The 1,208-nt window shown below is 73.1% G+C and carries 2 protein-coding genes; both read right to left on the reverse strand.

The features are described from left to right. Positions 1-149: 149 nt before the first annotated feature. On the reverse strand, positions 150-884 hold the full coding sequence (locus tag VR44_RS30935) for an ArsR/SmtB family transcription factor (protein WP_045950935.1): 735 nt from the start codon (positions 882-884) through the stop codon (positions 150-152). 107 nt (positions 885-991) lie between these two features. Further along, positions 992-1,208 (reverse strand): hypothetical protein (locus tag VR44_RS30940; RefSeq protein ID WP_045950936.1); only part of this gene is annotated, 217 nt, incomplete at its 5' end.

Below are 1,208 nucleotides of genomic sequence, written 5' to 3' on the forward strand. Positions count from 1 at the left end.
GGCGAACACCGTGAAGCAGACGGCGCCGCCGGTGAGGAGACCGGGAGGCAGGGCACGCTGATGGGACTTCATGTCTCTCAGCCTACCCTTAATAGTTCGGCATGCACCGAAGTATTTCTTCCGCAATTTCGCGGCCTTGTCGCCGGTCGCTAGCCCCACGCCGCCGGGGCGAGCCCCAGCAGTTCCCCGAAGGCCTCCTCTCCCGCTCCCGTCACCAGCAGGCCCCGACCGCCACCCTCGGGCCGGACCACCCAGCCCTCCCGCAGGGCCCGCGCGCACAGCCGCGCCCCGACGAGGCCGCCAAGGTGGCGGCGGCGCTCGGTCCAGTCCAGGCAGGAACTCGCGAGCGGCCGGCGGCCCGCGCCGGCCACGTCGACGCCCACCTGGCGGCACCAGTCCAGTCCGGCCCCGGTCAGCTCGAAGACGGCGTCCGTGCGCAGCAGCCGCCGCTCCTCCATCGCGTCCGTGACCGCCATGCCCAGCCGGCCCGCAAAGTGGTCGTAACAGGTGCGGGCCCGGGCCAACGGGTCGGGCGCGGCGACCACCGGCACGGTGTGCGCCGCGTCCCGGCCCGGGACGGCGTAGCAGGCCAGTTCGTCCACCAGGCGGGCCGTGGCGGCGTCGGCGATGCGGACGTAGCTGTGACGCCCCTGGCGTTCAGTCACGCAGATCCCGGCGTCGATCAGCCGGGTCAGGTGCCCGCTGACGGTCGAGGGGGCGACCCCGGCGGTCCTGGCCAGCTCGCCCGCAGTCCAAGCGCGGCCCTCCAGCAGAGTCAGGCAGATGACGGCCCGGGTCTCATCGGCCAGAGCGGCGGCCAGCGAGGCGAGGCGCGCGGCCGGTGCCGGGGAATCCGCCGGCCCGGGAACAAAGGTGTGATCCATGCTTCCAGAGTGCCCCATCACTTCGGTATACGGCGAATGGTTGGTCTGGAGGTACAGGGGGCGGCGAGTCGGTCGGGGGCCGCCACCGTATGCAGGGGGCGGCGGTGTCATCGGCGGTCGGCCAGCCGCGGCGCCGCAGCCGTTCCCGGGGCGTAGTGGAGGGCAACCTCCGGGGCGAAGGCCACACCGGCCTTCTCCGCGCAGGCGTAGAGGAGCGCGGGCCTCTCCATCGGTGTGGATTCTCTTCCGGTGGACATGCGCAGCGAGTTCGCGGCGGCCAGGAGGGTGACGGCCCGCTCGGCGTCCCCTGTGTCCGCCTCGGTC

Source organism: Streptomyces katrae, assembly GCF_000966975.1.
Lineage (GTDB): Bacteria > Actinomycetota > Actinomycetes > Streptomycetales > Streptomycetaceae > Streptomyces > Streptomyces katrae.

Bases quoted from the DNA above. Each gene is read 5' to 3' on its own strand.
- VR44_RS30935 (WP_045950935.1), bottom strand. From the start codon at position 884: ATGGATCACACCTTTGTTCCCGGGCCGGCGGATTCCCCGGCACCGGCC.